The following is a 23241-nucleotide window of genomic DNA, read 5'->3' as shown; positions in this document are numbered from 1 at the left end:
AGCATTCACTCCTTTCTGATTAAAATGGTAGATCGTCATCTGATATATCGATGGGTTCGCCATTATCTGCGAATGGATCATCGTTTCGTTGATTATTATTATTGGAACCGAAGTTGTTTCCTGATGGTTGATTCTGATTTGGCTGGTATCCTGAACCTCCACGGTTTCCTCCGCCCTGCGAAGAACCACCCTTGGATTCAAGGAATTGTACGCTGTCTGCAACGACTTCGGTTACAAACACACGCTTGCCTTCCTGATTGTCGAAACTGCGGGACTGTAGACGTCCGTCCACTCCGACAAGACTGCCTTTACTCATGAAATTCGCAAGGTTCTCCGCTGCTCTTCTCCAAACGACACAGTTGATGAAATCGGCATCGCGATCTCCCTGATTGTTTGAGAACGGGCGGTTGACAGCGATCGTAAAGTTGGCGACAGCTACTCCGTTTGGCGTATAGCGTAAATCAGGATCCTTCGTCAATCTGCCGGCTAGTACGACACGATTTAACACCAGAATCACTCCTTATTTGTCATCTTCGCGTACTGCGATGTGGCGGATAATATCATCCGTGAACTTCGCCTGACGGTCGAATTCATTGATCGCTTCACGTGTACCGTTGAAATCAACTGTTACGTAGATTCCATCACGGTGGTCGTTAATTTCGTAAGCAAGACGGCGCTTGCCTAGTTCTTTAACTTCCTGGATCTCCGCTCCGTTATCTGTAAGGATTTTGCTGAAACGATCTTTGACAGACGTTTTCGCTTCCTCCTCGATATCTGGGCGGATGATATACATGATTTCGTATTTTCTATTCATCCGTTTTCACCTCCTTATGGACTTAACGGCTCCTTTTTCGTAAAGAGGAGCAAGGAGTAATTCGTTTAATTACTCACAATATAGTATTGTAACAAACTTGTCCCCACTTTACAACCTTTTGCGGAAGGTTCCCCGTTTATACGTTGAAACGGAAATGGATGACGTCGCCGTCTTTGACCAGATATTCTTTTCCTTCAAGGCGGACACGGCCGCGGTCACGAGCAACGCCCATTGTTCCAGCATCAACCAGATCCTCATAGGACACTGTCTCAGCACGGATGAAGCCGCGCTCGAAGTCCGTGTGAATGATACCGGCCGCCTGTGGAGCGGTCATGCCTTCCTTAAAGGTCCAGGCGCGCACTTCCTGTTCGCCGGCAGTAAAATATGTCGCCAGGCCGAGCAGGTTGTAGGTCGCTTTGATCAATTGATCAAGACCGGATTCCTCGATTCCAAGATCGTCCAGGAATTCGTCCTTTTCATCGCCATCAAGCTCAGCGATTTCAGACTCGATTTTTGCACAGACGACAATGACTTCTGCGTTCTCTTTAGCCGCAAATTCACGGATCTGCTTCACTTTGTCATTGTCACCTTCGCCAATTTCATCTTCACTTACGTTAGCCACATAGAGGATAGGCTTGGAAGTTAAAAGATGGAGACCTTTCACGACTTTTTCCTGATCGGTGCTGAATTCGACAGCGCGGGCGGGTGTTTCAGCTTCCAATGCTTCCTTCAGCTTTTCAAGAACGGCATATTCAGCAACGGCGTCCTTGTCCTTCTGACGGGCAAGCTTAGCTACACGGTCCAGACGCTTCGAAACCGTCTCAAGGTCGGCTAGGATCAGTTCGAGGTTGATCGTTTCGATATCGGTAATCGGATCGACCTGACCGGAAACGTGGGTGATGTTTTCATCTTCGAATGCGCGTACAACGTGGCAGATCGCATCCACCTGGCGGATATGGGAGAGGAACTGGTTGCCGAGACCTTCCCCTTTACTTGCGCCTTTGACGATGCCGGCGATATCAGTAAACTCAAATGCGGTCGGAACAGTTTTCTTAGGGTTCACGAGCTCGGTCAGCTTTTCCAGCCGCGAATCCGGTACTTCCACGATCCCGACGTTCGGATCTATTGTGGCGAACGGATAGTTGGCGGATAAAGCGCCTGCCTGTGTAATTGCGTTAAACAACGTAGATTTCCCTACGTTCGGTAAACCTACGATTCCAGCTGTTAGTGCCATATGAGACTTTCACTCCTTAAGGATTTACATACATGCATGTTAGTCCACTTTATTATAGATTCTGTACTTGAAAATAACAACCTGCGCCGTCCCGTCCTTACGGGGAAAAGCACAGCCCAAAAGTCCATTTTCCACTATAACAAATTCACCCTTTGCAAAGAAACAGACCGAATAATGGAAGTTTGTCCTTTTTTTCCTCTTTCCATAAAAAAACCTCCCCTGTCAAAGGGAAGGCTTTCGTTCATTCACTCGGTTCCAGCACTTTTTTCATCTTCGTTTCAAACTTCCGGCGCGGGACGAGGACACTGTGTCCGCAGCCTTCACATTTGATCCGGATATCCGCCCCCATGCGGATGATTTTCCAGCGGTTCTCGCCGCAGGGGTGCGGTTTTTTCATCTCCACCACATCATTGAGTTGATAGGATTTCTCTGCCATAACTGTGCTCCTCCTTATTGATCGACCGCTTCATTCTCGTTCTCGTTATGCCGGGAATACATGACCATACGAGGAAACGGAATTTCAATGCCTTCCTGATTCAGCCGGTTTTTCACTTCTTTACGGATCACCCGTGCCACCGCCCAGTGCTCCATCGGGTTAACCTCAGCGATCACACGCATCACGACTTCCGATGCTCCGAGGTTCTGAACACCAAGGAGTTCCGGCATAGTGATGATTTCCTCATAACGTTCCGGCAGTTCCTCAAGCAGTTTTGAAATGACCTGCTCGGCCCGCTCGATGTCCTCCTCATAGGCCACTTTCACATCGACGACCGCCACACTGTTGTGCATGGAATAGTTGGTCACCTGAGTTACATTGCCGTTCGGCAGAATATGGACTTCGCCTGTCCATGCTTTCACCTTACACGTCCGGAGACCGACTTCTTCGACGAAGCCTTCGACACCGGAGGTCTGGATATAGTCGCCGACGGAAAACTGATCTTCAAAGATAATGAAGAAGCCGGAAATCACGTCGCGCACAAGGTTCTGGGCCCCGAAGCCGATCGCAAGGCCTGCTACACCGGCACCGGCAAGGAGTGCAGCGATGTTGATCGTCAGCGTCTCCAAAATCATAATAAAGGCAACAAAGTAGACGACATAGGACAACGCATTGACGACCAGCTTGTTCAGCGTCGCTTCCCGGCGCTGGGTAATTTGAAATGGCCCCCTGCGTTTATTCGCAAAAAACTGCGCAATCAAACCGCGCCCGATCCGGATAATCAGCAGAGACAGCACAATGATCATAATGATCTTCAACGCGCCGATTCCGTAACTCCACCAAATCTCCGGATCTTTGACATAACTGACAAGTTCCTCCCACTGTGTTTTGGCATCCTCCACAGCTTTCGTTGGCTCACTCACCGCTTTCCCTCCTGTACGTCTATGAATATGACATTCATTTTAACAGGTTTTCAGCGAATTTTGAATCTGGAAAGAACGGGGTATAAAAGAAGGGCAAGGAGCACGTATAAATTCAGGATGCCGTACAGCGGATACAAGTATTCAATTAACGTGGAGAAACCGAAAGAAGTGAAAGGAAGCATGATGGCAATCACCATCATCGCCAGAATCCAGAGCGGCTGCCGGACGTAATCCCGGAACCTTGTGACGAGCCCGAGTGTGCCGGAGGCCGCGGTGGTGAAAATGGCAATCCAGAGCATCACCGACATGAAGATCATCATTTCGTACGGATAATGTTTAAGAATCGCGAAAAGGGGGATTTCATACAAAATGATGTCTTCTGCAATTTGGATCAGACTGTTGTTATAGAGGTAGGAAACGACTCCGAGGACCACACCGCTTCCGATACTGGCCACCCAGATCTCTCCTTTGCGTCTGACCTGGTTGCCGATCGCCCCGAGGACAGCAATCAAAGGCAGGATGTTCAGTGCGGTAAAAGGAAACGCCGCCAGCCAGTTGCTCATCTCATGCACATGGCCGAAAAGGGACAGGTCCTGATCTTTGATGAATAAGATGAGGACGAATAACAGACCTGCAATCAGCAGCGGCAGAACAAAGCTGTTCACGACGACGATCCCTTTGACGTCCCATACAAACAGGAGAATAAGCGGAATGATAATCAGAACGACCCCGAACTTATAAGAGAAGTTGAAGGCCTGCAGGGTCGCTCCACTGCCTGCCAGCATAATGACCGTCGTCGTAAACAGATAGACGATGATCATCCAGTCATATACGCCGGTCAGACGACGGCCGACGACCGCGCGGAGGACAGGGAGATAATGGCCGCTTTCCAGCTTGAAACTGATTGACAAAATCACCCAGCAGCAGAAGATGAACATAATCGAAAACAAGAGGATGGCCAGACTGCTGTCATCACCAAAAAACTGCCACAGCTCTCTTCCGGAAGCATAGCCGGCCCCTATCATCGTTCCGACAATCAAAAACATCCACTTACAACCCGCTTTTATCATGACCGTTCCTCCACATCTATGTATTTGCGACGTATAGAACCAAGGACAACCTTATATACTGTTACTACTATGTGTCTGGAGGAGAAGCTATGAATTTCAAGGACAAGTTTTCCAAAGAAGAGAAACGCGTCAGCACTGAAGACCCGGCCATGAGTGATCAGCTTGCCGACTATTTGAATGACTGGCTTCCCCCGTCGAAGGACATTGTCGTCGCCTGTATCGGAACCGACCGTTCCACGGGAGATTCCTTCGGTCCGCTCGTCGGGTCGATGCTTCACGATCAATTACTGGATACCTTCCATATATATGGCACACTGGAAGAACCGCTTCACGCCCTGAACCTGAAAGAACGGCTGTCTGCCATCCACCGGGAACATGTAAACCCGTACATTCTCGCTGTTGACGCCTGCCTCGGCAAATCTTCCTCTGTCGGTTCCGTTGTTCTCGGTAAAGGGTCCTTGAACCCGGGCTCCGCATTAAAAAAGGACCTGCCCCCGGTAGGGCAGATCCATATCAGCGGGATGGTCAATGTCAGTGGATTCATGGAGCATGTCGTCCTGCAGAACACACGGCTTCACGTCGTCATGCAGATGGCGGCTAAAGTGGCCGCAGCCATTCAGATGACCGAAGCGAAGCGGAAGAAAACAAGCATGGAGACACGGCCGTTCCAGGCGTTCACAACGTCCCGGCCGGTCATTCACAAACGGATCCAGTAACATTAAAACCACTGGTAGACCCAGAGAATCACTCCAACCATCAGCAGCGAAGGCAGCAGGTTGGCTGTGCGGATTTTGGTTATATTCAGCATATTCAGCCCGATGGCTGTGATCAGCAGACCGCCGGCTGCCGTCATTTCCACGATGAATTGATCAAGGATCGCTTCCGGCACCCAGGCATTGATCTGCGTCGCCAGGAGGGCGATGCCTCCTTCATATAACACGACGGGTACGACAGAAAACAACACGCCGAATCCGAGCGTCGAGGTCAGGACGAGCGCCACGAATCCGTCGATGATCCCTTTTGTGATCAGCACTTCATGGTCCTGGCGCAGACCACTATCCAGGGCACCCAGAACCGCCAGCGCCCCGATGACGAAAATGAGGGAGGCGGTGATGAATCCTTGTGCGATCCGTGTTTCCTGACCCGGGCGGCTGAATTTTTCCTCCAGCCACCGGCCTGTGGACTGCAGCTTTTCCTCAAGAGAAGCTGCCTCCCCGATCAAGCCGCCGAGCAGCAGACTAAGCAGAACGATGACGATGTTTTCTGTTTCGAACGCCATCTGCAGCCCGATCAAAAGAACGGCAAGACCGATCCCGTTCATGACCGTTTCCTTAAACCGCTCAGGGATTTTTGTGAAAAATAGACCAAGCCCTGTACCTACAGCGATACAGAGTCCATTGACGAGAGCTCCTGTTAAAACCATCGGCTTTCGACCTCCTCACACAAAAATAAACCAGAGACCCTGAGGCCCCTGGTCTGTACGCGTTACTCCTGGAACATATCGAGAATTCTCTCCAAATCCGCTTCATTGGTAAATTCGATCTCAATTTTCCCTTTCCGACGGCCTTTTTGGATTTTCACAGCCGTACCGAGCCGGTTTCTCAGATCGGTTTCCCGCTCCTTCAAAAACACATCGGCCGGTTTCGGCTGCTTTTTATCTTTCGCACGTGTCTGGTTCTTTTCGTGGATCAGCCGCTCCACCTGCCGGACATTGAGGGATTCTTTGACGATCCGGCCGGCGAGTGTAACCTGCTCCGACCGGTCTTTCAACCCGAGCAGAGCCCGTCCATGGCCCATGGAGAGGCTGCCGGATTCGATCAGCTCGATCACTTCCTGTGGAAGCGACAAAAGACGGATGAGATTGGCAATGTGCGAGCGGCTTTTCCCGAGTCGTTTGGACAGAATTTCCTGCGTGACGTTCAGTTCCTTGATCAGCTTTTCATAGGAACGGGCTTCCTCCACCGGGGAGAGATCTTCACGCTGCAGGTTCTCCAGCAGAGCCAGCTCCATCATTTCCTCATCCGTCAGATTCTTGACGATGGCAGGAACCGTCTCCAGCTCCGCCTGCCTGGCTGCCCGCAGACGGCGCTCACCAGCAATAATCTCATAGCCTTTGATGCTTTTCCGGACAATTAAAGGCTGGAGGATACCGTGGGTTTCAATCGACTGCTGAAGTCCGTCAAGGGCCTCTTGATCGAACTGTCTGCGGGGCTGGTACGGGTTCGGCCGGCATGCGCCCACAGACACATCAATCAGTTCATCATCCTCCATGGAGCCGGTAATCAGAGAATCCAGCCCTCTACCTAACCCTCTCACCATTTGTAATCACTTCCTTTGCTAATTCTAAATAGACTTCTGCTCCTCTTGATTTCGGATCATACAGGATTGCCGGACGTCCGTGGCTGGGAGCTTCGCTCAACCGGACATTACGGGGGATGATCGATTGATAGACCTTATCCTGGAAATATTTTTTCACTTCTTCGATCACCTGGATGCCGAGGTTGGTCCTGGCATCGAGCATCGTCAGCAGGACCCCTTCAATCATCAGCTGCTTATTTAAATGCTTCTGGACAAGCCGGATGGTGTTCAACAACTGGCTCAATCCTTCAAGCGCATAATATTCACACTGGACTGGAATTAATACCGTATCAGAAGCGGTCAGGGCGTTCAACGTCAAAAGGCCTAAAGAGGGCGGACAGTCAATAATGATATAGTCGTAATCCGCTTTCAATTGATCCATGGACTTTTTCAACTGCGCTTCTCTTGAAATCGTCCGCACCAGTTCAATTTCTGCACCGGCAAGCTGGATGGTGGCGGGGATGGCATCGAGGTTCTGCACGAGCGTTTCCGTCCGGACCTTGTCCGCCTTCACATCATCGATGAGAACGTTGTAGATGCATTGATCCACTTCCCCCTTTTCCACACCTATCCCGCTCGTGGCGTTTCCCTGCGGGTCGATATCAACTAAAAGGACTTTATGATGGAGATAAGCCAAGCATGCACTTAAATTGACGGCTGTCGTCGTTTTACCGACGCCGCCCTTTTGATTTGCGATGGAAATCACTTTCCCCATGGTGTCACCTGCCTCTGTTTTAGTATAATTCTACCATTTCCCCCGGAAAATAGGCGGAACAGCTTAAAAAAAGCCCCATCTCCACTAAAAAAGTCAAGATGGGTACGGGACGTTATGATTTTTTCTTCGGAATTTTAATGGTGATTTGATAATAATCATCATGATCCTGCTCGTCTGTTTCCAGATCGATTCCGGTATCTGTCACCATATTCAACGACTGGCGGATCGTATTCATCGCAATCCGCATATCCTTGTTCACCCCTTTGAGGGTAGGTTTCTTTTTCTTCGGTTTTGGATCGGAAAGCTTGGCAATCCGTTCCTCCGTCTGCTTTACGTTCAGCTGCTTTTCAATGATTTCCTTCAGTACCTGTTCCTGTACTTCCGGATCCTTTAACGCGATCAGGGCACGGGCGTGACGCTCCGTAATCTGCTTGTCCATGATGGCCTGCTGGACGGATTCCGGCAGCTTCAGAAGCCGGATTTTGTTCGCAATGGTCGACTGGCTTTTACCGAGACGCTGAGCCAGGGCCTCCTGTGTCAGTTGATGAAGCTCAATCAGCTTCGCATAGGCGAGCGCTTCTTCAATGACGGTTAATTCCTCCCGCTGCAGGTTCTCAATCAAGGCCACCGACGCCGTCTGGGAGTCATTCATATCACGGATGATCGCCGGTACGGTCTCCCATCCGAGTGACTGGACAGCGCGCCACCGGCGTTCACCGGCAATCAATTCATATTCTTCTTCATTTAACCGACGGAGAACGATCGGCTGAATCATCCCATGCGTATGTATCGTCTGGGCAAGTTCGCTGATCTTCTCGCTGTTAAAAATCGCTCGTGGCTGATAGCGGTTAGGCTGTACACGATCTACGGGAACCTGTACAACTTCATCGGGACTGTAGCCTTGTTCCTCATTGTTGTCATTATCCGATTCCGGTTTGTCCCCAAGCCCGAATAAACGACCAAAAGGATGTAACACGATCAGACACCACCTTTATACGATCAAGCATACGCCTTTATTATTAAGAATGAAAGGAATGGTTTGAAACATAAAAAGCGCCGCAGGCTGTAGACGCTGCTGCGCACACGTATGCCGTTTTCTTTTCTCTCATTATTTTATCACATTTATACAGGGAAAAGTATCTTGATGAACGAAGATTTTACATCCTTCCCCTGTCGAAACCGGCGGGATCCTTGAAAATCCGTGCCGGTTTGATGCGTTTTTCCCTTTCTCTCCCTATGACAGATTTCGTCGATAAATTTTGTTCTATGCCTGTGCCTAGCAAAAAAACGCCTGAAAGCAGGCGCTTTTGTTTCACATGGAACGTCGCTGTGATCCACGAACGAGTCCGTACACGTCAATATCCTTGAATTCCCCTCTATGAAGCATATCCTCCTTCAAGGTTCCTTCGTAAGTGAGACCGGCTTTTTGCATGACGCGCGTAGAGGCCGGGTTGTCGGAAATCGCTGCAGCCCAGATACGGTGCAGGCCGATGTCCTCCAAACCGAACCGGACGACCCGCCGGGCTGCTTCGGATCCATAGCCGTGTCCCCAGTAGGGCCGGCCGATCCAATAGGCGAGTTCGCCTTTTTGGTGTGCCTCATCGATACGGAGCGTCATCGTCCCCAGCAGTCCATCATCTTTCTTCTGCTTTACGGCAAAAGGAAAAGCTTTCTTTTCCTCCATCCAGGAATCATGGGAAGCGATCCATTCCTTCGCGTGTTCGATCGTATAGGGATGGGGAACGAATGTCGTTGCCGCCACTTCCGGATCTCCCGCGAGTTCTGCCGTTTTCTCTATTAGATCTTCTGTAAAAGGCTCTAACATCAGACGTTCTGTTCTCAAAAGCCATGTCATACATCTCATCCTCCTGCTTTCCCTTTTCTGGACAGGAGACTGGAATTCCTTTTATTAACATCGAATTTCATAATAAAAAAGCTGGCTTAGTGGAAACATGAGCACAAATGGACAAGGAATAGCAGCATAACCAATTTTATGAGAGCAGGTGTCCGTATGGAAATTCAACCGTCCTATAAGGCGGGAGATGTCGTATATGTCATCTACCGCAATCCACACACGTATGATGTGGCGAATGTACAGGAAGCAGCCGTCGTCAATAATCCGGAACAGCCGGGCGAACTGGCTCTGTTTTTGTACGAAACGTATTTTCCACTCGACGAAAACATCGCTGTGTATGCTTCCGAAGGCGAAGCGGAAAGGGCCTATTACGATGCCTTCGGCGGCGGGGCTGAATCGGAGGGACAGCTGTGGTAAAGCCATTCGTACCAGAACTTGTTTATATTGAACCCCGGGCCCTGGAATACCCCTTAGGCCGGGAATTAAAGGAAAAATTCGAAGACATGGGAATTGAAATCCGGGAAACCACCTCCCATAACCAGGTCCGGAACCTGCCGGGGGAAAATGATTTCCAAAAGTACCGGATAGCCAAATCCACCCTTGTCGTCGGTGTAAGAAAAACATTGAAATTTGATACGTCCAAGCCGTCAGCAGAATATGCCATCCCTCTTGCGACAGGCTGTATGGGCCACTGCCATTATTGTTACCTGCAGACGACGATGGGCAGCAAGCCGTATATCCGTACGTATGTGAACGTCGATGAAGTGCTCGACTCTGCGGAGCAGTACATGAAGGAGCGGGCACCGGAAATGACCCGCTTTGAAGCCTCCTGTACGTCTGACATTGTCGGCGTCGATCACTTGACTCATTCCTTGAAACGGGCGATCGAATATTTCGGGCAGTCTGAATACGGTCAGCTCCGGTTCGTGACAAAATTCGCGCATGTGGATCACCTGTTGGATGCGAAGCATAACGGACGCACACGGTTCCGCTTCAGTATGAATGCTGATTATGTCATTAAATATTTGGAGCCGGGCACATCAAGGCTCGATGACCGTATCGGTGCCGCCGTGAAAGTGGCCGAAGCCGGTTACCCGCTGGGCTTCATCATCGCCCCGATCTATCTGTATGAAGATTGGAAGGCAGGGTACAAAGAGTTGTTTGAAAAACTTCAGGACAGACTCCCGGACCACGCTGTACAGGATCTGACGTTTGAACTGATCCAGCACCGGTTTACAAAACCGGCCAAACGCGTCATTCAGAAAAACTATCCGATGACAAAACTTGAAATGGACGAAGAGAAACGCAAATACAAATGGGGGCGCTATGGCATCGGAAAGTACGTCTACCAAAAAGATGAACAGGAAGAGATGAAGAATGTCCTCGGCGGCTACATTGCCAAATACTTCCCTGAAGCAAGCCTTGAATATTTCACGTGAAACAAAAAAGGCCTCCATATAGAGGCCTTTTGGCTGTAGCAAAAGCCTGTGTTAACCAGTTAGAGTTGTTCATTTGTCGTGTGAAGGGTCGCTTTCCGCTTATCGGTGGATGAATGCCGTGGGCACGCCCTCAGCTGACTTGGAAGGGGGGTCGCCTTCCAAAATATTGCAAAGACTTCCCAAGGAGCGGTGCCCCTTCCACTCCTGCGGAAGAACGAGTGGGCCGAGATCGCCGAGCATGGGTTTTGCGAGGAAGCTCGGGCGCTCGTCTGCGGAAAGGGAAGGGGCTTTCGCTCCTGGCGGTAGGAAAGAAAAAAGCTTGTTAAAGAAACAGTGGTTTCTCTACAAGCTGAAGGCCTCCATCCAGAGGCCTTTTTTTGTTTCACATTCAAATCAGGAGAAGATGCCGTATTCGGTAATTTCCACATCGACGGTGAACTGGATATCCATATCCGGATAAAGATCCTCCCACCGTTTTTCATCAAAGTGTCTCGTTCTCGTTTTAGCAAAATGACCGAGACCAAGCGGATCAATGCCTTCCTTCTTGAACAATTCGATCATCTCCCCGGCATTCGTCTTGAAATACTCCACAAATGCATCTTCCATTTCTTTTGCAAGCTTCGGCGACGGCTTTTCCTCCACCCCGACCATTTCATTCACTTCCGATTCCAATTTCACGTGGATGTCCACACCGGGGTTTTCCGGCGTGCCCGTCAGTTTGTAATCCACTGTCGAACCGATATTATCCAGCATGATGGTTCCATTTTGAAAAGGGAGGTCCTGCATTCCCCTCGCGAAATTCTCTTTCATCATTTTGAATGTAAAGACTTTCGCATCCGAGAGCGTGGTTACGACTTTTCCCTTATCGAAAAAAGCAATGCCGGAGACTTCTACAAACGTCTCCTTTTTCGACAAAATCGGGAGATAGGGATCCATACCAATCGCAAAGTAGGCATATAAAAATTCGTGCAGGCTTGTCGATGGAAAGTTGTGATGGACATTATTCTCAATCAATCCCTGCAGGTGCTTGGACGTTGTCTCATCCTGTGTGTATCCATTCTCAATCAAGTCCTGCGTCTGTCCATCCACAATACCGAGATACATGTTCCGGCTTAGACGGGCGTCCCTGCTCAGCACGTCTATGACGTCGGAAATGCCTTCCTGAGCCAGCTCCATGCTGTACAACGTGACTGCCAGTTTTCCGATGGAAATCGGTTTGGAGGATTGTTTCTGGATTTCCTTCTCCACATCCTTGATGGAGTTGGCATCAACGGTTAAGTAAAGCTCAGAGGCGGCGGTTTTCTTCTCACTTTTGCCGTACTGGGGGATGGATACAGTCCCTTTAATCCTTCCTTTATCGCCGCCTTTATCATAGCCGGATATTTGGACGATGGCATTTTCTTCAACGCTCTTGCTGGGCACACAACCTGTGAAAAGAAAGAAGCTGCTGATCAAAACCAGTACGTTCCACTTAATTTTCATATCGCTTCCTCACTTTGTCCGAGATCATTTTTAATAAAAGAAGAACCGGGATGTAAAGCAGAACGTAAAAACCGACCGTGCCGGCAAAATTGTTAATGGCGTTGATCGGGTCGCGGCCTGCAACTAAAGCGACGGGAAAGAACAGGGAGATACAGACAACTCTTAAAAAGTGAATCTGCTTCACAGGGAAGATTCTTTTCATTACACGCGTCGCCCCCCAGATGCCGATACAGATGTTGGGCAGGATCACATACAGCCACATCGCAATCCCTACATATTCAAAACGTTCGATAAAAGGAAATTCGACAATCTTCCATGTCGAAATCGTCCCCCATACGACCTGTTTCAACTGTTCCTCACTAAAATAGACAAACGTGACGAGGACACTGATGAAATAAAGCATCGTCGTGTAAAACACGGCAAAGTGGGCCCATTTTTTCGATTTAGCCGGGTTTTTGATAAAGGGATAGAAGATCAATAGAAATTCAAGGCCCAGAAAGCTGAGCGCACTCTGCTTTGCTGCGGCAAGAATCTGACCGGGGCTGTGGTTGATATTCGGATAGATGTTCATCGTGTGTCCTGCCTGAATCGGGAAAAATTTCAGCAGCAGAATCGGCAGCCCGATCACGACGCTGATGAGTGCAATCCCGGTAATCACCCGGAACCCACCGGAAACGATGTAGTAGACGAGGCCGATCATGACAAAAGCAAAAATCCAGACCTGGAGCCCGGGGAACATCCACACCTTGATCACTTCAATAAACGTAATCATGACATCAAATGACAACAGCAGCGCGTAAGCCGCAAAGAGAAGACTTAGAAAACCGCCGATATATTTCCCGAACACCTGCTTATGGATATGGACGATATCTCCGCCTCCATTTTGAAGGAGACGGTACATCATCCATACGAGGATGTGCAGAAATACGCCTGCAGCCAGTACCGATATCCATGCATCAAACCCGGCTTTTTCCACTAAGTACCGCTCAAACCCGAGAATTCCGATTCCCACCTGCATCGTAAAAATGATGAAAAAGACATAAAAGGGGCTCACCAGATAGTTTTCCGATATGTTCAATCCTTGGTTTTCATTTAATTTATTCATCAATATCCCTCTTTGCTTTCGCCCTGTCTTCATTCATACGCTTTGGGTCTTCGGATCTCATCAATACCGGACGGTCCACCTGTTTGGTAAAAGGCAGGCGGATAAAGGCATCTTTCAAATCTTTGAACCGGAGCGGATACAACGGTTCAAAAAATGGACGACCGATAGACTGGAGCTTGATCAAATGGCCGATAAAGAAAACCATACACATCGAAACCCCGACGAGTCCCCAGAGCTGCGCACCCATTAAAAACGGAAAGCGGATCAGCCGGATGGTATTACCAATTTGATAGACCGGCGTCGTAAAGGAAGCAAGGGCGCTCAGTGCGACGATGATCAGGAGTACATTACTCGTCAATCCGGCGTCAACAGCTGCGGTACCGATTACGATACCACCTACGATACCGATGGTCTGCCCGATTTTCGTTGGAAGCCGTGCTCCCGCTTCCCGGAGGAGTTCAATCGTCAATTCAAGGATGATCACTTCAAGGATCGGCGGAAAAGGGATGTCGGACCTTGACGAAACAATGGTAGCCATCAACTCAGGGGGAATCATCTCGAAATGATACGTCAGAACAGCGACATATAAAGGTGTGCTGAGAACGGAAAAGATAACGGCAAATAAGCGGATCAGCCGGAACACGGAAGCCAGATGCCACGGTAGAAAGTAATCATCCGAGGCCCCGAAAAACTCGACGACCGTTGTCGGACACGTGAGGGCGTGAGGTGATCCATCGACTAAAATGGCTACTTTTCCTTCAACAAGGCTTGAGACGACCCTGTCCGGCCTTTCCGTATCAAGCAGCTGGGGAAAGGGAGAATGATTGTTATCAGCAATCATCTGTGTGACGAACGAGCTGTCGATCAACTGGTCATACTCGATATCCTGGAGTCTTTGAATGACGGTTTCAACGTTATCCTGATCCGCTATCCCGTCTACGTAAACGACAGCGGTCCGGGTGCTCGTCATTTTGCCCACCTGCAGTTCTTTCACGGTCAGCTGCGGAAGCGGCAGTCGTTTCCGGATCAGATTGATGTTGGTATTGATCGTTTCCACAAATGCTTCCTTCGGCCCGACAACACTGAATTCGACTTCCGGTATGCTCACATCTCTCGATTCCAAGGAAACCGCCGGAACGAGGAGCACCTGTTCCATAGAGGATTTCACTTGGATCATAATGTAACCGAACATCACTTTCGTCTGGATCACTTTCAGATCATCAGTAATCAGAACGTTCTCAACAGGAATCGTCTCTTTGATTTCCTTCAATCCGTGCAGGGCATGACTGTTCAACGTGGTGAGCACAGAACGGTTCAAAATTTTCGAATCGCTCATCGTCTTCAAGTAGGAAACGGTACATCGGGTCATTCCGTCGAGTTCAAATTGAATGAAATCCTCGGAATGACCCAGCACTTCAATAAATTCAGGCAGCGTGTCGCTCTGGTTATACGACGGCTTCTGCCCGCCCTGCTTTTTTTTGTTTTTCCGCATCCATTTCCACATGATGAGCTCCTTACGTTAAGTCTGACTTCTTCTCTCTTATCATCCGCACCTCGTAATAATTTATACTCAAGCGGACAGGATAAGGGGGATTAAGGAGGGCGCGACATGCTTTATGCCTATCTTTCCCCATTGTTTTTGATCGTCTGCATCTTTGTTTCGACCCTGTTTGTAGTCGACTGGCTCGCCAAAATGTTGATCTATGGATTTCTTGTGAATTTCATATTCCTACCATGGCTCCTTCTTTACCGCCATGAAGATAAAGATACGCAGGAGGGAAAACGCAATGCCGGAGAAGAAACTAACAGCCAATGAAATCGGGCTGCTGTGGACGCAGTACATCCAGAACAGTATGGCCGTCCCTGTACTCGAATACTTGAAAAATACATGTGAGGATGAGGAAGTAAAACCACTGATCCAGCTGTCGAGGGATCTGGCGGATAAGGGAATCGAAACGTGCAGGACATTTTTCCAGAAAGCCTGTCTCCCTGTCCCCAACGGATTTTCCCTCGACGATTTAAACCCGAGGGCGAAGAAATTGTTTACGGATGCCTTTATTTTGTCGTTTTTAGAGCATATGGGAAAAGTCGGACTAACGTCGGACGGCTACTCCCTCGGGGCTTCTGCGAATAGTGATGTCCGCGCTTTCTTTACCAATCGGATCGATCAGCAGGATAAACTCTACAATCTGAGCGTGCGCACGGCGCTTGAAAAAGGGATCTATACGAGAGCTCCTCAAATTGAAGTTCTGAATGAGACGGAATACATCGAAAGCAAAGCCTACTACCATCCGTTTCACAAGCGTTCCTTGAATACGATAGAAATCACCCATATTTATGAGAACGTCAAAAACAATGCCCTCGGGGAAGTGGTCTGTCAGGCCTTCGGGCAGACCAGCAAAAATAAAACCGTGAAAAAGTATATGAGACGTGGAAAACGCATCTCCATCGATCATCGGATCTGCCTTTCCAATATCCTTGAGAATTCTGGAATCACCGTTCCCATGACATCTGCGAGTTTATTGACTACGAGTACCGACCCGGTATTTTCCGACAGGCTCATGATGTATATGATCAGCGTCCTCATATCCGCCGGGCAGGGGAACTATGTCAACGGGGCAGCCGTAAGTCTGCGCTATGACATCGTCTATCACTATCACAAGCTCATGCTGGAAGCGGCCATCTACGGAAAAGACGGCTTGGATATTATGATTGAGAACGGCTGGTTTGAAGAGCCTCCGCAGGCACCGGACAGACAGAGACTCATCCAATAAACTCAGCGGAAGAGGAATAGACATGAAGGAAAAACGATTGGAAATTATACTATGGAGTATTGCGTTCCCGGGGTTCGGGCAGATCCTGAACGGACATTTTATCAAAGGGCTCTCCTTTATCATCATTGAAGTGATTTTGAACTACAACAGCCGCTTCAATATGGCCATCATACACAGCTTTCACGGGGATATCGCCAAAGCGGTCGATGTGACCCATTACCAGTGGCTCATGTTTTATCCGTGTATCTATATGTTTGCCGTATGGGATGCCTATGCCCATGCCGATGGAAAGGTTCCGGCCTATTCATTCCTTCCGTTTGCTTTTTCTGCCTACTTCGTCACGGTGGGATTGATTTTTTCATCCACTCTTCGCTTATTCGGCGTATTGATCGGACCGATCTGGCTGCCGATACTCTTCCTTATCCCAGGTATTGGAAGCGGCCTGATTCTGAGGAGGCTGCTTCTCCGTTATGCTGATCATTCCTCCTGAATATGCCCCCGGCTTGTTTGAACATTCCATGATGGTGGAATGAGCACACTAAAACAAGTTGGAGGAGGAATTGAAATGAATCGACAAGAACGTCAGACACAAGGTCAACCGGGTCAGGAGCAGGAGCGGCAGCCAGGTACAGAGGGAGCGATGAACCCATCTCCCCTCCAGGCGGATGACGATTACAAAAGCGGAAATAAGCTGCAGGGGAAAGTCGCATTGATCACAGGCGGCGACAGCGGCATCGGTCGTTCCGTCGCCATCGGTTATGCGAAAGAAGGCGCCGATGTAGCGATTTCCTACTTAGAAGAGCATGAAGATGCGGAATATACGAAGAAGCAGGTCGAAGCCGAAGGACGCCGGGCGATTTTGATTGCCGGGGACGTCGGCGAGGAGTCCGTCTGTCAGGAAGCCGTGGAAAGAACCGTGAAGGAACTCGGTCAGCTTGATATTCTTGTGAACAACGCAGCTGAACAGCATCCGACCGACGACCTGCTGAATATTTCAACGGAGCAGCTGGAGCGTACATTTAAAACGAATATCTATTCGGTCTTCCATATGACGAAAGCTGCCCTGCCTCATTTGAAGCAGGGAAGTTCCATCATCAATACAGCTTCCGTCAACCCTTATGTCGGAAACCCCGATCTTGTGGACTATACAGCTACGAAAGGCGCGGTCGTTGCGTTCACACGTTCAATGGCGAAACAGCTTGTCGATAAAGGCATCCGCGTCAACGGGATTGCGCCGGGGCCGATTTGGACACCACTCATTCCATCCACCTTTTCTGAGGATAAAGTGGAACAATTCGGTACCAACACCCCGATGGGACGCCCGGGACAGCCGGTGGAGCACGTCGGAAGCTATGTGCTGCTGGCCTCTGATGACTCTACGTATATCACCGGACAGTTTATCCATATCAACGGCGGCATGTTCACGTCCAGCTGAGGAGAGGAAGAGACCTATGCCGGAAGGACCGGAAATCCGCCGTGCTGCGGATCAAGTAGAAAAAGCACTCAAAGGTCGGGCTGTGCTCGACCTTTTTTTCGCCTTTGAGCGATTACAGGAATATGAGGAGATTTTACAGGGGGATGTCGTTGAAAAAGTGGATACGAAGGGAAAAGCGATGCTCATCCGCTTTCAAAGGGGCTACACGATTTATTCGCACAATCAGCTGTACGGCAAATGGATGATCCGGAACGCCTATAACTATCCGGACACCAACCGCCAGCTCCGCCTTGCGCTGCACAATGAAAAAAAGTCCGCCCTGCTATACAGTTCCTCGGATATTGAAGTGCTCCGCACAGAGGAGGCAGAGGAACACCCGTTTATCCGGAAGACTGGGCCGGACCTGCTCAGTGAACCGGTAACAGCAGAAGTTCTGTTCGAACGCTTCATCAGCAGGAGGTTCCGGAACCGCAAATGGACGTCCCTGCTGCTCGATCAATCATTTATCGCTGGAATCGGCAACTATCTGCGCAGTGAAATCCTATTCAAGGCCGGCATCTCCCCTTCCGCCCGCCCTTCTGATTGTTCAGAGGAACAGCTTCGGAAAGCCGCCGAAGCGTCGATCGACCTGACATGGCAGTCGTACCGCCATAAAGGCATCACGAATGATCTTGAACTGGCCGGTCAGTTGAAAAAACAGGGCATCAAGCGCCGGGACTACCGTCACTGGGTGTTCAACCGGGCAGGTAAGTCCTGTCGGATCGATGGCACAGAAATCGAAAAGATCCAGGCGGCTTCCAGAAGGCTCTATTACTGTCCGACGTGTCAAAAACACCCGGAACGCTAGCGGAAAAAGATATGCTCGGCATGAATGCCCTCCTCCCCAAGGGTAAGAATACCAAAAGAATAGAAAGGCAGCCGGCGTTTGTCCGTAATGGATCCGGGATTGAACAGCAGTGTCTTTTTAAAGTAACGGAGAACAGGGATGTGGGAATGGCCGTAAATAATAAGGTCCGGGGGATGTTCCTGAAAAGCTTCCACCGCCCGCTTTTCCGTCGTTTTCTTATCCCCGTGTCCGTGGACGACGCCGATGAAATACCCGGCCCACGTTACGAGCTGTCGTTCGGGCACGATCTCTTTCATGTCTTCACCATCAACGTTACCGTACACCCCTGTGACAGGAGCAAAGCGGCTCAGTTCTTCAAAAACGTCCGGCGTCTGCCAGTCGCCGGCATGAATGATCTGGTCCGCTTCTTGTAACGCAGTCACCAGACGATCAGGCAGACGGGACGCTTTTTTCGGCATATGTGTATCAGACAGCGCGACAATCTTCATATAGATCCCTCCTAAAAAAGCCACCCTATCGGTCTATGATAGAGTGGCTTGCTGTTATTGAATCGGTGTTTTATTCGGTGTGCCCGCTTTACGCGGGTATTTTTTCGGTGTCTTCCGCCGTTTTTCAACGATGGCAATATTCCGTTCACTGCCCTCTTCCGGAAGCTCGAACGTGTAGATATCCTTCACTTCGCCTCCGACCGTTTGAATAGCGATCTCGGCCTCTTCCATTTCGTCTCTCAGGTTCGGTCCCTTCATAGCCATGAAGCGGCCGCCCTTCTGCGTTAACGGCAGACAAAGCTCACTGAGGACGGACATCCGGGCGACGGCACGGGCCATCACCAGGTCATAGCTTTCCCGAAAGCCCGTGTTTTTCCCGAAGTTTTCGGCACGATCATGGTAAAAAGCGACATCATCCAGCCCCAATTCGTGGGCTAAGTGATTCAGGAACGTGATCCGTTTCTTCAACGAATCGACAATCGTCACCTTCAGATGCGGAAAGACGATTTTCAGCGGCAGACTAGGGAAACCAGCCCCCGCTCCGACATCACAGATACGGAGGGGTTCGGAAAAATCATAGTAAAAAGCAGCTGTCAAAGAATCATAAAAGTGTTTCAAATACACGCCTTCCTGATCGGTGATGGCGGTCAGGTTCATTTTTTCGTTCCACTCGACGAGAATTTCGAAATAACGCTGAAACTGGTGCTGCTGCTGTTCATTTAGTTCAATGCCTTGTTCTTTTAAAGCGTTCAGAAAGGTGTTCGTATCCATAAACCCATCCTTTCGAGTTATTCTCCAGACACACGAGCGATTCTGCCCTGCTCAATATACACAAGCAGGATGGAAACATCCGCCGGGTTCACACCGGATACACGGGAAGCCTGTCCGACTGAAAGTGGACGGACCGCTTTCAGACGGTCACGCGCTTCTGAAGCCAGACCGTGGATGGCATCGTAATCGATGTTCTCTGGAATTTTTTTCGTTTCCATTTTCTTCATACGGTCAATCTGCTCGATCGCCTTCTTGATATAACCGTTATATTTCGTTTGGATTTCAACCTGCTCTTTGACATCATCCGGCAGTTGAACCTCACTGGCACTTAAGCGCTCAATGTGGCTGTAATTCATTTCCGGACGTTTCAAGAGATCTACCGCGCGGATGGCGTCTTTCAGTTTCGAGCCTCCGGCTTCTTCGATGACGGCCTGTACCTCATCGGTTTCCTTCAAAATCACTTTATCGAGACGTTTTTTCTCGTCTTCGATCAAACGCTGTTTCTCAAGGAAACGGTTGTAGCGGTCCTCAGGAATCAACCCGAGTTGATACCCGATTTCGGTCAGGCGGAGATCCGCATTATCATGACGCAGCATGAGACGGAATTCCGCACGGGACGTCAAAAGACGATACGGCTCGCCGGTTCCTTTTGTGACAAGGTCATCAATCATGACACCGATATAGCCCTGGGAACGGTCAAGAATCAGTGTATCAAGATCAAGGGCTTTGGCAGCGGCGTTGATTCCCGCCATCAGCCCCTGCCCCGCGGCTTCTTCATAGCCGGACGTTCCGTTCAGCTGACCAGCTGTGAAAAGACCATCAATTTTCTTCGTTTCAAGTGTCGGCCAGAGCTGTGTAGGGACGATGGAGTCATACTCGATCGCATAGCCGGCCCGCATGATTTCAGCGTTTTCCAGTCCCGGTACTGTCCGCATCATTTCGTTCTGGACGTATTCAGGCAGGGATGTCGACAAGCCCTGGACGTACACTTCCTCCGTGTCACGACCTTCCGGCTCAAGGAAAATCTGGTGCCGCGGCTTATCATTGAAGCGGACGATTTTATCTTCGATGGACGGGCAGTAGCGCGGCCCTGTCCCTTTGATCGCCCCGGAGTACATCGCTGAGAGACCGAGATTATCATTAATGATTTTGTGCGTGTCTTCATTCGTATACGTCAGCCAGCAAGGGATCTGATCCGTAATGAATTCGGTCGTTTCATAGGAAAAGGAGCGCGGCTCTTCTTCCCCCGGCTGGATTTCCGTTTTGGAATAATCAATGGTATGGCTGTTGACGCGCATCGGTGTTCCAGTCTTGAAGCGGACCATCTCAATGCCCATCTCTTCCAGCTGTTCGGAAAGAGAAACGGTGGAACGCTGGTTGTTCGGTCCACTTTCATAGGATATGTCACCGATGATGACGCGTCCGCGCATGAAGGTTCCTGTCGTTACGATAACCGTCGGCGCATAGTACGCTGCCTTCGTTTCTGTGACAACACCTTTTATCTGATCGTCCTCGACAAGCAGCTGCTTCACCATCGCCTGGCGCAGCGTCAGATTTTCCTGATTTTCAAGCACACGCTTCATTTCCTTGATATAAAGCGGCTTATCCGCCTGGGCACGCAGCGCACGCACAGCTGGACCTTTTCTCGTGTTCAATAGACGCATCTGGATGTGGGTCTTATCAATCACCTTACCCATTGCGCCTCCTAATGCATCAATTTCCCGGACGACAATCCCCTTAGCCGGACCCCCGATGGACGGGTTACACGGCATAAAGGCGACAAGGTCGAGGTTCAGGGTCAGCATCAATGTCTTCGCCCCGCGGCGCGCTGCTGCAAGTCCTGCCTCTACGCCCGCGTGACCGGCACCAATTACTATTACATCATAATGCCCTGCATCATATGTCATTTGGATGTCTCTCCTTTAAATAGTTGTTCCAAAATCACTCTATATTTACGAACCAACACTTATTTACCTAAACAGAACTGGGAGAACAGTTGATCAATCAGGCTGTCATGTACCGACTCACCGACGATCTCCCCGAGAATTTCCCACGTACGGGTCACATCGATTTGAACGACATCCAGAGGGACGCCCATTGCCATCCCGTTTTGTGCGTCTTCAAGCGCCTGCTTGGCCTGCTTCAGCAGCTGCACGTGGCGGACATTGGAGACATACGTCATATCACCGGCATCAAGATCTCCTTCAAAGAAGGTCTCGCCGATTGCCTGCTCAAGCTGATCGATGCCTTCTTCGCGAATCAGCGCCGTCGTAATGACCGGCTGATCGTTCGCGAGCTCCTTCACACGATCAAGATCGAGCTTTTTCTCAAGATCGGTTTTGTTCACGATGACGATCACATTCATGTCGCTGATTGCTTCAAACAACTTCTCATCTTCCTCGGTCAGTTCATCGCCATAGTTTAACACAAGCAGGATCAAATCGGCTTCCTTCAGCACTTGACGGGAGCGCTCCACGCCAATCCGTTCGACGATATCTTCCGTTTCCCTGATCCCCGCCGTATCGATCAGCCGCAGAGGCACCCCGCGGACATTGACATACTCTTCGATGACATCCCGCGTCGTCCCCGGGATTTCCGTTACGATGGCTTTGTTTTCATGAACAAGAGCGTTCATCAATGAGGACTTCCCGACGTTCGGACGACCGATAATCGCAGTCCCGAGACCTTCCCGCAGGATCTTGCCCTGCTTGGCCGTCTCTAAGATCCGCTCGACTTCCTCGTGCACTTCCTTCGTTTTCTGCTCCATCATGTCATGGGACATTTCTTCGACATCATCGTACTCCGGATAATCGATGTTCACTTCGACGTGTGCAAGCGTCTCTAAAAGCTTCTGACGCAGATTGTGAATCAGATTGGACAGGCGTCCATCCATCTGCTTCAGCGCAACATCCATCGCCCGGTCTGTCTTGGCACGGATCAGATCCATAACCGCTTCGGCCTGGGAAAGATCGATCCGCCCGTTCATAAACGCACGCTTCGTGAATTCCCCCGGTTCAGCAAGACGGGATCCCGCAGCCAGTGCGATTTCAAGCACCCGGTTCACAGACACGAGTCCACCGTGGCAGTTGATCTCAACGATGTCTTCTCTCGTAAATGTTTTCGGGGCACGCATGACAGAAACCATCACTTCCTCTGCCATTTCACCGGTTTCCGGATCGATGATCTTTCCGTAATGCATCGTATGGGAATCAACGTTGTTCAAATCCTTCCCTTGAAAAAGACCGGCGGCTGTCGAAACAGCCTGGGGACCGCTCAAACGGACGATGGCAATGGCTCCTTCCCCCACCGGGGTGGAAATCGCCGCTATTGTATCTGTTTCCATACGTTTTCACCTCCTGGAATGATTGGTTATCTATAGTTATCCGAAATATTTTTCACTAGTCACTAACATACTACCTTACCACACACCCGTGTGTTTTGAAAAGATATGCGGACCGAAATCCGCATCAGGCGGTTATCCACATGTGCATAACC

The 23241-nt window shown here is 49.8% G+C and carries 26 protein-coding genes; 8 read left to right on the top strand and 18 right to left on the bottom strand.

From position 1 onward, the window contains the following. Positions 1 to 19: 19 nt before the first annotated feature. From ssb to ACXAJH_RS07475, 6 genes are all read right to left on the bottom strand, one after another. Entirely contained in the window at positions 20 to 508 is a 489-nt protein-coding gene (ssb, locus tag ACXAJH_RS07500) for a single-stranded DNA-binding protein (protein WP_027955889.1), read from the bottom strand. 12 nt (positions 509 to 520) lie between these two features. After that, a complete protein-coding gene (gene rpsF, locus ACXAJH_RS07495) occupies positions 521 to 814 on the bottom strand; it encodes a 30S ribosomal protein S6 (RefSeq protein ID WP_027955888.1) in 294 nt (97 codons plus the stop codon). Positions 815 to 950: 136 nt separating this feature from the next. After that, positions 951 to 2048 (bottom strand): redox-regulated ATPase YchF, encoded by a 1098-nt coding sequence (gene ychF / locus ACXAJH_RS07490; RefSeq protein ID WP_474970133.1) that lies wholly within the window; start codon positions 2046 to 2048, stop codon positions 951 to 953. Between the two features lie 241 nt (positions 2049 to 2289). After that, complete coding sequence (locus tag ACXAJH_RS07485; protein WP_474970134.1) at positions 2290 to 2484, bottom strand: DUF951 domain-containing protein; 195 nt, start codon at positions 2482 to 2484, stop codon at positions 2290 to 2292. Between the two features lie 14 nt (positions 2485 to 2498). After that, positions 2499 to 3407 (bottom strand): mechanosensitive ion channel family protein, encoded by a 909-nt coding sequence (locus ACXAJH_RS07480; protein WP_474970135.1) that lies wholly within the window; start codon positions 3405 to 3407, stop codon positions 2499 to 2501. A 50-nt stretch (positions 3408 to 3457) separates the two neighbouring features. Further along, the gene (locus ACXAJH_RS07475) at positions 3458 to 4477 is read right to left on the bottom strand and encodes a YkvI family membrane protein (protein WP_474970136.1); all 1020 of its coding nucleotides are present in this window, start codon (positions 4475 to 4477) and stop codon (positions 3458 to 3460) included. Positions 4478 to 4566: 89 nt separating this feature from the next. Between ACXAJH_RS07475 and yyaC the strand changes: the two genes are divergently transcribed. Beyond that, complete coding sequence (gene yyaC / locus ACXAJH_RS07470) at positions 4567 to 5193, top strand: spore protease YyaC (RefSeq protein WP_474970137.1); 627 nt, start codon at positions 4567 to 4569, stop codon at positions 5191 to 5193. A 2-nt stretch (positions 5194 to 5195) separates the two neighbouring features. Here the strand turns inward: yyaC and ACXAJH_RS07465 are convergent, their stop codons facing one another. The 5 genes from ACXAJH_RS07465 to ACXAJH_RS07445 form a co-directional block, all read right to left on the bottom strand. Continuing rightward, a complete protein-coding gene (locus ACXAJH_RS07465; RefSeq protein WP_474970138.1) occupies positions 5196 to 5900 on the bottom strand; it encodes a DUF554 domain-containing protein in 705 nt (234 codons plus the stop codon). A 62-nt stretch (positions 5901 to 5962) separates the two neighbouring features. Further along, a complete protein-coding gene (locus ACXAJH_RS07460; protein WP_474993493.1) occupies positions 5963 to 6796 on the bottom strand; it encodes a ParB/RepB/Spo0J family partition protein in 834 nt (277 codons plus the stop codon). Beyond that, on the bottom strand, positions 6777 to 7550 hold the full coding sequence (locus tag ACXAJH_RS07455; RefSeq protein ID WP_027955880.1) for a ParA family protein: 774 nt from the start codon (positions 7548 to 7550) through the stop codon (positions 6777 to 6779). Before ACXAJH_RS07455 ends, ACXAJH_RS07460 begins: the two co-directional genes overlap by 20 nt. A gap of 112 nt (positions 7551 to 7662) precedes the next feature. Next, entirely contained in the window at positions 7663 to 8526 is an 864-nt protein-coding gene (noc, locus tag ACXAJH_RS07450; RefSeq protein WP_474970140.1) for a nucleoid occlusion protein, read from the bottom strand. A gap of 336 nt (positions 8527 to 8862) precedes the next feature. Then, entirely contained in the window at positions 8863 to 9405 is a 543-nt protein-coding gene (locus ACXAJH_RS07445) for a GNAT family N-acetyltransferase (RefSeq protein ID WP_474993491.1), read from the bottom strand. Between the two features lie 156 nt (positions 9406 to 9561). Here ACXAJH_RS07445 and ACXAJH_RS07440 point away from each other — a divergent pair, with 156 nt between their 5' ends. After that, entirely contained in the window at positions 9562 to 9822 is a 261-nt protein-coding gene (locus ACXAJH_RS07440; protein WP_474970142.1) for a transcriptional regulator SplA domain-containing protein, read from the top strand. Then, the gene (gene splB / locus ACXAJH_RS07435; RefSeq protein WP_474970143.1) at positions 9816 to 10844 is read left to right on the top strand and encodes a spore photoproduct lyase; all 1029 of its coding nucleotides are present in this window, start codon (positions 9816 to 9818) and stop codon (positions 10842 to 10844) included. The genes ACXAJH_RS07440 and splB overlap by 7 nt, the downstream gene beginning before the upstream one ends. Before the next feature lie 393 nt (positions 10845 to 11237). Here splB and ACXAJH_RS07430 read toward each other — a convergent pair whose 3' ends face one another. From ACXAJH_RS07430 to ACXAJH_RS07420, 3 genes are read right to left on the bottom strand one after another with little or no spacing between them, the layout of a single operon-like run. Continuing rightward, positions 11238 to 12326 (bottom strand): Ger(x)C family spore germination protein, encoded by a 1089-nt coding sequence (locus tag ACXAJH_RS07430; RefSeq protein ID WP_474970144.1) that lies wholly within the window; start codon positions 12324 to 12326, stop codon positions 11238 to 11240. Then, positions 12316 to 13431 carry a GerAB/ArcD/ProY family transporter gene (locus ACXAJH_RS07425; protein ID WP_474970145.1) on the bottom strand — a complete coding sequence of 372 codons (1116 nt, stop codon included), beginning with the start codon at positions 13429 to 13431 and terminating at the stop codon, positions 12316 to 12318. The genes ACXAJH_RS07430 and ACXAJH_RS07425 overlap by 11 nt, the downstream gene beginning before the upstream one ends. Then, positions 13424 to 14935 carry a spore germination protein gene (locus ACXAJH_RS07420; protein ID WP_474970146.1) on the bottom strand — a complete coding sequence of 504 codons (1512 nt, stop codon included), beginning with the start codon at positions 14933 to 14935 and terminating at the stop codon, positions 13424 to 13426. Before ACXAJH_RS07420 ends, ACXAJH_RS07425 begins: the two co-directional genes overlap by 8 nt. Positions 14936 to 15040: 105 nt before the next feature. Here ACXAJH_RS07420 and ACXAJH_RS07415 point away from each other — a divergent pair, with 105 nt between their 5' ends. From ACXAJH_RS07415 to nei, 5 genes are all read left to right on the top strand, one after another. Beyond that, positions 15041 to 15247: a hypothetical protein gene (locus ACXAJH_RS07415; protein ID WP_474970147.1), complete on the top strand. Its 207-nt coding sequence runs from the start codon at positions 15041 to 15043 to the stop codon at positions 15245 to 15247. Then, complete coding sequence (locus tag ACXAJH_RS07410) at positions 15219 to 16205, top strand: DUF3231 family protein (protein WP_474970148.1); 987 nt, start codon at positions 15219 to 15221, stop codon at positions 16203 to 16205. The genes ACXAJH_RS07415 and ACXAJH_RS07410 overlap by 29 nt, the downstream gene beginning before the upstream one ends. Positions 16206 to 16227: 22 nt before the next feature. Continuing rightward, the gene (locus tag ACXAJH_RS07405) at positions 16228 to 16695 is read left to right on the top strand and encodes a hypothetical protein (RefSeq protein ID WP_474970149.1); all 468 of its coding nucleotides are present in this window, start codon (positions 16228 to 16230) and stop codon (positions 16693 to 16695) included. Between the two features lie 75 nt (positions 16696 to 16770). Then, the gene (locus tag ACXAJH_RS07400) at positions 16771 to 17640 is read left to right on the top strand and encodes an SDR family oxidoreductase (RefSeq protein WP_474970150.1); all 870 of its coding nucleotides are present in this window, start codon (positions 16771 to 16773) and stop codon (positions 17638 to 17640) included. Positions 17641 to 17656: 16 nt separating this feature from the next. Then, positions 17657 to 18487 carry an endonuclease VIII gene (nei, locus tag ACXAJH_RS07395; protein ID WP_474970151.1) on the top strand — a complete coding sequence of 277 codons (831 nt, stop codon included), beginning with the start codon at positions 17657 to 17659 and terminating at the stop codon, positions 18485 to 18487. Here nei and ACXAJH_RS07390 read toward each other — a convergent pair. From ACXAJH_RS07390 to mnmE, 4 genes are read right to left on the bottom strand one after another with little or no spacing between them, the layout of a single operon-like run. Next, the gene (locus ACXAJH_RS07390; RefSeq protein ID WP_474970152.1) at positions 18484 to 18975 is read right to left on the bottom strand and encodes a metallophosphoesterase family protein; all 492 of its coding nucleotides are present in this window, start codon (positions 18973 to 18975) and stop codon (positions 18484 to 18486) included. The genes nei and ACXAJH_RS07390 overlap by 4 nt on opposite strands. Before the next feature lie 54 nt (positions 18976 to 19029). Beyond that, positions 19030 to 19746, bottom strand: coding sequence for a 16S rRNA (guanine(527)-N(7))-methyltransferase RsmG (gene rsmG / locus ACXAJH_RS07385; RefSeq protein ID WP_474970153.1), 717 nt, complete (start codon positions 19744 to 19746; stop codon positions 19030 to 19032). Positions 19747 to 19763: 17 nt separating this feature from the next. After that, positions 19764 to 21653: a tRNA uridine-5-carboxymethylaminomethyl(34) synthesis enzyme MnmG gene (gene mnmG, locus ACXAJH_RS07380; RefSeq protein WP_474970154.1), complete on the bottom strand. Its 1890-nt coding sequence runs from the start codon at positions 21651 to 21653 to the stop codon at positions 19764 to 19766. 59 nt (positions 21654 to 21712) lie between these two features. Next, complete coding sequence (mnmE, locus tag ACXAJH_RS07375; RefSeq protein WP_474970155.1) at positions 21713 to 23089, bottom strand: tRNA uridine-5-carboxymethylaminomethyl(34) synthesis GTPase MnmE; 1377 nt, start codon at positions 23087 to 23089, stop codon at positions 21713 to 21715. Between the last annotated feature and the right edge of the window lie 152 nt (positions 23090 to 23241).

The sequence above is a fragment of the Halobacillus sp. ABD4_316 genome (assembly GCF_056161385.1).
The sequence above is the reverse complement of the archived record's forward strand: the minus strand, read 5'-3'. Positions and strand labels throughout refer to the sequence as shown.